General features: G+C 42.2%; 6 protein-coding genes. All 6 read right to left on the bottom strand.

Annotated elements, in window-relative coordinates; genetic code table 11:
* Positions 1-310 precede the first annotated feature (310 nt).
* A complete protein-coding gene (locus tag B4F91_RS10555) occupies positions 311-1,390 on the bottom strand; it encodes a heparan-alpha-glucosaminide N-acetyltransferase domain-containing protein (protein WP_286937587.1) in 1,080 nt (359 codons plus the stop codon).
* A complete protein-coding gene (locus B4F91_RS10550) occupies positions 1,374-2,012 on the bottom strand; it encodes a hypothetical protein (RefSeq protein WP_286937588.1) in 639 nt (212 codons plus the stop codon). Before B4F91_RS10550 ends, B4F91_RS10555 begins: the two co-directional genes overlap by 17 nt.
* Positions 2,005-4,353, bottom strand: a complete 2,349-nt coding sequence (locus tag B4F91_RS10545; protein WP_286937591.1) for a GNAT family N-acetyltransferase — start codon at positions 4,351-4,353, stop codon at positions 2,005-2,007. Before B4F91_RS10545 ends, B4F91_RS10550 begins: the two co-directional genes overlap by 8 nt.
* A 25-nt stretch (positions 4,354-4,378) precedes the next feature.
* Positions 4,379-5,557 carry an MFS transporter gene (locus B4F91_RS10540; protein WP_286937593.1) on the bottom strand — a complete coding sequence of 393 codons (1,179 nt, stop codon included), beginning with the start codon at positions 5,555-5,557 and terminating at the stop codon, positions 4,379-4,381.
* Positions 5,554-6,873 carry a lysine N(6)-hydroxylase/L-ornithine N(5)-oxygenase family protein gene (locus B4F91_RS10535; RefSeq protein WP_248462074.1) on the bottom strand — a complete coding sequence of 440 codons (1,320 nt, stop codon included), beginning with the start codon at positions 6,871-6,873 and terminating at the stop codon, positions 5,554-5,556. Before B4F91_RS10535 ends, B4F91_RS10540 begins: the two co-directional genes overlap by 4 nt.
* The coding region (locus B4F91_RS10530) for a pyridoxal phosphate-dependent decarboxylase family protein (protein WP_288635723.1) at positions 6,873-7,459 on the bottom strand (587 nt) is incomplete at its 5' end. The genes B4F91_RS10530 and B4F91_RS10535, both read right to left, overlap by 1 nt.

Below are 7,459 nucleotides of genomic sequence, written 5' to 3'. Positions count from 1 at the left end.
TCCGCAAAGATCAACACGCCCTAAAATAACAAAAAAATTAACGTGCCAGTTTTGCCTAATACAGGCTGCTCTACTTTCAAACTAAACTCCAAAAAAACAAAATAACTGACTAATACACAATCTTGCTTATAAATAACGTGGTAAATGCAAAGCACGACTGCACTCATTACCTACTTAATAGACTCCTTTTGTATGCTCCACGTTATAAGTAGATTTTATATACTCTTAGCCCATGTGTATATTGCTCATTTTTTATGTTCGTTTTTTATGGCTGGCTATTACTTTACCAGTAATAGCCAGAGAGTTTAATTTATGCTGTGCGCTTAGGCTTTTGCTTAATAGCGAATATGGTTTGCTTAGCTTGCAAATACACTTTGTGCACCGCAAAGGTTAATAAACTCATAAGTACCATTAAGCACAACGTTGGCCAAAACGACTGTGTATGATAACCAAACACGCCCATAAGCCAGCAAATTAGCACCCATTGAATAATGTAAAGGGCCGTTACATGTTTGCTCGCATATAAAAGAGCGCGTGTAATAGGGCCATTAAATTTATTGGCAATGGCATATTCTATTAAGGCTAATGCACATAAATTTAAACCAACTAAATAAATAATACCGCCGCCATTTAAGTGAAAAAAGTTACCAAACTGGCCTTTAAAATCAATAAATAACCACACTGAACCAATCACTAATAATGCGGCCCCTAACTTTGCACACACATTAAATAAATACGCTGCATTACGCTGGCTATTTATATATACACGCCCAAGCACGTAGCCGGTTAATATAGCGCTTACCCACGGAAATACCGGAAAATAAACTTGGTAGTTATTAGCAAAAAACAAATCACTAATGTAAGGCGAAAGCGCAAACTGCTGCCCCCTAACAAACTGGCTTACAAGTGCAATAGCCATGGCTAAACATGCAATCCATGTGGTTTTCCAGCGGGCAATATTAAGCGCGCCAAACAGCACTAAGCTCACCCCAGCAAGTTGTAAAATATCACCGGTTAACACCATAAATTGTAACTGCCCAGCACTGAGCGGGCTTTGCCAGCCATAGGCATTTATAAATGCCTCGGGCATGGTATTAAATACCTCAATGGGTAGCCAAAATTTTGCCACATTCATTAAATAGGCAAGGAGTAAAAGCTGTATACCACGCTTAATTAATAACATGGGGGTTTGCCTGCGCGAAAGCGCCATAGACAGCCCCATTGCCACCAAAAACGAGGCGGTGCCTTTGCCAAGTATATGAATAACAGCACCAAATAGGCTCTCACTTTGAAGCGTTGTGCTCGAGTACATCCATAGGGTGTGTACCAAAATCATAATAAAAACGCTCGCACCTCGGGCAAGGTCTATCGTTTTAAGACGTGTGTTCATTGGTTTTAATATCCTTTTTAGGGCAGGTTTGGCATTTGCTGTAACCAGCTAAATAATAACGACAGCACGTTAAGCGACCGGCCGTTAATTTAAATGGGGTGTTTAAATTAAAGTGATTGCTGATTAAATTGTGTAGCTGCTGATGGCAATGTGTAGTGTGATCAGCGCTTGCTAAATTTAAGCTATGGGCGCGCTCAAATGCACTGTTAAGGGTGTCGATTAATAAGCGCCCTTGCTCTTTTTTTCCCAGCGCATAATCGGTATTTATCCACTTTCCTACACAGCTAATAAACTCAATAAGTGCATTGTTTTGCTCAGCTTTACTTAATATAGGCGCACCGCTGAGGTTAAACCCTCGGCTATAAGCGCCGCTAATTTTAAGCTGTAATTGCATGGGATTATGTGCATTTTGTTTAGAAGTACGCCAATAACAATAGGCATACATAGTTTGCCAACAAAGCTGCAAATATAAGTGCCGGCTAATAAATTGCCCAGGCGCATGTGGGTAATGCGCCTTGCAATGAATCGCTAATTTGCGCACTAAATCTAAGCTTGGGTGAGCCGCAGTAGCTGGCTCACTTGGGCAAAATAAAAAGTGCGCAAGGGTTACTGGCTTAGCCATACAACTTTGCCGATACTGGGTTATTTAAACTTCCGGCAAACTGTAAACTGCCTGCTGGGTTGGTTAAATCAACCATTTGTTTATTATTGCCAAGCTGTAAGCGGTTTAAGCAAGAGTGTGCAAATTCATCACTAAAAAAATCATACTCTTTAAAACGCGCATTTAAGGCAGGGTTAGCCTGTTGATACGCTTTAACACTTTGCGCAACGCCGTGCCAAAAGTCATGCTCGGTAATGCGCTCTTCTCTTACTAAAATAGCCACTAGGTATCTAAAAAAGCAGTCAAACACATCGGTAAATATGCTCAGTAATTCAAGCTCTTTTGGCATAGCAATATGAATACGCGAAACCTCATCAGGTAACGGCTCAGTGCTATTAAGCAGCGCGACTTCTTCGCCTATGTCTTTCATGTAAGCGCCCACAGGGACTGAATTTTTAAGTTTTAAAATAAGGTTTTCGCCGTGCGGCATAAACACTAATTTATGGGCATAAAAACAATGCACTAACGGAATAAGATAGGCGTTAAAATAGTGTTGCAGCCAAGCATGTGTGCTTAAACCACTTTGATCTACTAATGCACCTGCCATACTTTTACCGTTGTTATCTAGGTGCAGTAGTGCGGCCATGGTGGTGAGCTGCTCATTATTTTGTAAGTTATGGTTTGGGTTTTCGCGCCATAAACAGGCAAACATTTTACGGTACGGTGTATCGCCCAACGCGCTTTGCTCAAAGGTATGATGCGCATACCCTAAGGTGGCGTACTCTCTTAGTGCCGTAAAATTGCACGCGCTAAGCGTGGGGTCGTAGTTTACTTTATTAAATACCCAATCATTTATAGCCGGGGTTACCGCCATATAAGCGCGCGAAAGCCCGCGCATAAAGCCCATATTTAAAATAGACAGCGCCACTTTTAAATACGGCTTATGCGGATGCGAGCAGTTATATAAGGTGCGAATAGATTGTTGCGCTTGATATAAATCGTCGCCTTCACCTAAGTAAACTAAACGGTTATTGGCAAACTCGTTGGCAAACACCACACTTAATTTATGTTGGTATTGCCACGGGTGGGCAGGCATAAATAGGTAGTCGTCGGGGTTTAGGTTTTGCGTTTTTAGCGCTTTGTTAAACGCATTACGAGTGGTTAAATCAAGCTCGCCACTAATATGGCTTGGGTAATCACTAAAGTATTCACTATAAGCAAAATCACATACTGTTTTGTGCGCCGCTAACCACAGCACTTTAAACGGTTTACCCACCTCTGGCGCATAGCGTAAAAAGTCGCTTTTGCTAAAACCAATTCGGCCATTATTAGCCACAAACGCAGGGTGGCCTTCGCTCATTGCAGCCTCTATTTGTTGCAGCCCTAATTGCGCAAGTTCGGCTGCGCTAAGAGTGTTGTTTTCGCGTTTATAACAGGCACTCGCAAGTGTGGCGTTAAGCTCTTCAAGGTAGGTGGCTAAACGCTCGCCAGTTAAACCCAGCGCAGGGCCTTGCACACTAAAAAAGTGCAGTACATCAAGCTCTACTTGCTCGTTGTTAAGGTTATAAAAGCATAAGCTTGGCTCGTCTATATCTATGTGGTTAAGCGCCATAGCACGGCCATTAAATATAAAATAACCCCCTTCAATATTTACTTTAAAACCTTGTGGGGTTTGCTCTGCAACCAATAAGCGCTCGTGTACCAGTTCGCTAATGGCTTTACTTTGTAAGTGCCTGTTTGCCCATTGCCAGTGGTCAAACTTTACATAGTCGGTGTTTATTGGCATTTGCGCTTTGTGATGTAAATTAACGTGCGTTTCAAATGCAGCTTTATTACAAAACCCAAGGTAGGCGTTTTTATCACCAAAGGTTATTTGCTTAGTATGCACAAAGCCTAAACGCTTATTTAAGGTATGAATTTTACTATTGGCAATATCGGGCTCTACTACTACGCGTGCATCGGCATTATGAGTAAAAATACTGTGCAATACGCACTGCATTATTTCAAAACTAAAATGGCGTTTAGGCTGTGTATTTGGGGCAAGTAAAATATGCATGCCGGTATCGTTTGGCAGTACCTCATAGGCAGCTGCGAGTAGTTTGTCGTGCTTTGGGCTGTAAAGCTCAACTAAGGCAAGCAGCTCATTATTTTGCTCAATAACATAGGCATGATGGTGCGGGTGGTTAATTATATCTTGGTAGGCGCTGCACATTTGCTCGGGTGTGTGTTTGCTCATACCCCAAAAATGGGCGTAAGGCAGTGTAAGCCACTGGCAAATTATGGGCATATCGCTTTGCTGTAGTAACCGCATAGTCACATTACCTGTGTGTTGTAACGTGGTTACAAAAGATGAAAAATACATAAAAACTCCTAAATCTTTTTAATTATTAAGTGGCTGTGTGTGCAGCTTGGCCAACAAATTTAACGCGCCATAGCAAAATAGCGCCAAGGCTTGCAAAGCCAATGGCAGCAAAGTAAAAAGGCACGGTGGTATTAAAATATTCCACGCTCATACCCACTAATAACGACGCTAAAATAACGCCAATATTTTGCGCAATATGCACTTTGGCAAAATCACTGCCGTAGTGAGCAGGCTCGCTTTTAGCAAATAACATCACTTCTAATAAAACCATGACCTGAAATAGCGCTATACCGTATAAAACGCGAGAGCTGACAACTAACCACACCGACTCTTGCGCCTGTAAATAAAGCCCAATAGCGCCAAAAATAAGCGCACACAATAGCGTGCTAGTGCGGCTAAGCGTAGGAAAAGGTAAGTACTGCCTAAAGTGGTTAAACAACAGCATAAGTAGAGCTGAAAAAGCAGGAATGGCGTACACAAGCGCACTTTGGAATGCACTACTTTGCGCGCTCATTCCTTGCCAATGGGTAGTAAAAAACGGCCTAATTAAAAACGCACTAAAGTAAACAACCACGCTTATAAAACAAAATTGCCAAATAAAATACGGTGTACGAGTACGTGGTTTTTCGCTTTCAATCGCGTGCTGATAAATACCTAACTTTAAGCTCACCATTAAATAGGCGCACAGCAGCACTTGTATAACATCGCCCGCAGCACTTAATAACAATGCATAACGCGGTGCATTTATACTAAAAAAGTACCCGCCCACTAACGCGCCGCCAATAGCACCAAAGTGCATAAGTACCGAAAACAAGCCAATAATAGAAAGATGCTTACTTTGCTGCTCTAAACGCAGTGCAAACGGGTAAATAAGCAGGTAACTGGCTTTAAGCACCAACATAAGCTGATAATAAAACCAAAATTCCCACACGTTAGTTGCAAAATAACAAAGCAAACCAAAGCAAGCGGCAATCACTTGCGTTACAAGCCAAAGAGCCAGCTCGTGGTATTTTTTGGCAACCTTTGCCCACAGGGGCAACGCGAGCATAACGGTAATACAACAGTTAGCTACAAACACGCCAATAAGTGTGGGGTTACTTACAGAAAATTCGCTGGCAAAAAATTGCGGATAAAACGGCAGTAATAAGGTGTCGCACACTACCGAAATAACCGTAAGCAAAATAAGCGCTAAACGTAAACTCATGCGGCGTTACTCTTTTGCTGTGAATGGGTTTCTACATCGCTTAAATCAAAACACTGAAAAGCAATTTTTTGCTCAACCTGATACGGCGCATAACCGAGTATTTCGCGCAAAATTATACTGTTGCGATAACACGCCATGCCTAAATCGGGGGTTACAAAGCCATGGGTGTGCTGCTCTGCATTTTGTACAAATATACGTTTTTGTTCGCTATCTATTGCATACTCGCGGCTAACTAAGTAGCGGCCTTGCTCATCTTCTGGGAGCTGCTGTGCAATGGGGTTTAAAAAAGCAGGGCGCTTGTATTTAAAGCCTGTGGCACAAATTAAGTAATCGGTTTTTATTTCAAAGGCTTCATTTAGCTCTTGATGATAAAACTCAGTGACTAAGCGACCAGCACTTTTACGTGTATTAGTAAGCTTGCTGTTAGTTTTAAATGTGGTAGAAATGGGCCCATCTAGGCTTTGCGCGTAAAGGGTGTCAAAAATGTCATTAATTAAATCGCCATTAATGCCTTTAAATAAGTTTTTTTGATTTTGATTAAGCCAATCTCGTTGCTCGGTTTTTAAATTATAAAAGTAATCAACATACTCAGGAGAGGTCATCTCAAGGGTGAGTTTAGTGTATTCCAGCGGAAAATAACGCGGCGATCGCGCAATCCAATCTAGTTGTAAACCTTGTGGCACAGCTTGTTGTAACAAGGTGTGATAAATTTCAGCCGCACTTTGCCCAGCTCCTACAACCGTAACACGTTTAGCCGCTTTTAGCTCATCAAGGCGGTGGCAAAAATCGCTACTGTGCAGTACGTTATTTGAATTACTTTGCACTGCGCAATCAGGAATATATGGGGCAGGGCCGGTGCCAAGCACTAAGTGGCGCGTAACATAGTGCTGCTCCCCATTTGGGGTTTTACAAGTAACGGTATAGCACTCACTTTGCTGGCAAAACTCAACCTTTGTTACACTTTGCTCAAAGCTTACGTTGCTAAGCTGCGAGCACACCCACTGGCAATAGAGGTTGTACTCTTTACGCAGTAAAAAAAAGCTCTCGCGAATATAAAATGGGTATAAGCGATTATTAAGCTTGGCATAATTTAAAAAACTGTACTTGCTGGTAGGGTCTGCAAGAGTCACTAAGTCAGACATAAACGGTGTTTGCAAGGTAACACCTTCTAGCATCATGCCGGGGTGCCAATCAAATTGGCTACGCTGCTCTAAAAATAAGCTTTTCACGCCCTCTAGCGGCTCACTTAAACACGCTAACGATAAATTAAACGGGCCAAGGCCAATGGCTATAAAGTCATAAGGTTGGTTACTCATTATTTTTGCTCCTTATACGTTTGCCACGCAATAGTGCTAATTTGTTCAAGCACGGCGCGCACATCGGTCAATTGGCACTGGGCATTAAGTAACGTAAATTTAAGGTAATGACGGCCGTTAATTTTGGTGCGCGCAATCATGGCTTCACCAGTATTTAAGAATGTTTGGCGTACGTGCAGGTTTAGGGTGTCGAGTAAATCGGGGTTATGTTTTAGCTCCTCTGGCGCAAAGCGAAATACCAGCGCGCTGAGCTCTGGGTAATTTATAACTTCAAAATCAGGGTGGTCGTTAAGAACAATATGGGTTTGACGAGCAAGGCCAATTACTTTATCAAACGCTCGCCCAAGTGGCGCTTCACCCATGGTGCGCAGTGTTAACCACAGTTTTAAGGCATCAAAACGGCGTGTGGTCTGTAAGCTTTTATCAACTAAATTTGGCGTACCATTGCCAGCCTCAGCAAGCGGGTTTAGATAGTCGGCGTAAAGGGTAATATGGCTAAAGTGGCGTTTGTCACTTAATAAAAAAGCACTGCAGCTAACCGGTTGCATAAACGATTTATGGTAATCAATGGTAATTGAATCTACTT

The sequence above is a fragment of the Pseudoalteromonas sp. UBA6610 genome (assembly GCF_002433295.1).
Lineage (GTDB): Bacteria > Pseudomonadota > Gammaproteobacteria > Enterobacterales > Alteromonadaceae > Pseudoalteromonas > Pseudoalteromonas atlantica.
The sequence above is the reverse complement of the archived record's forward strand: the minus strand, read 5'-3'. Positions and strand labels throughout refer to the sequence as shown.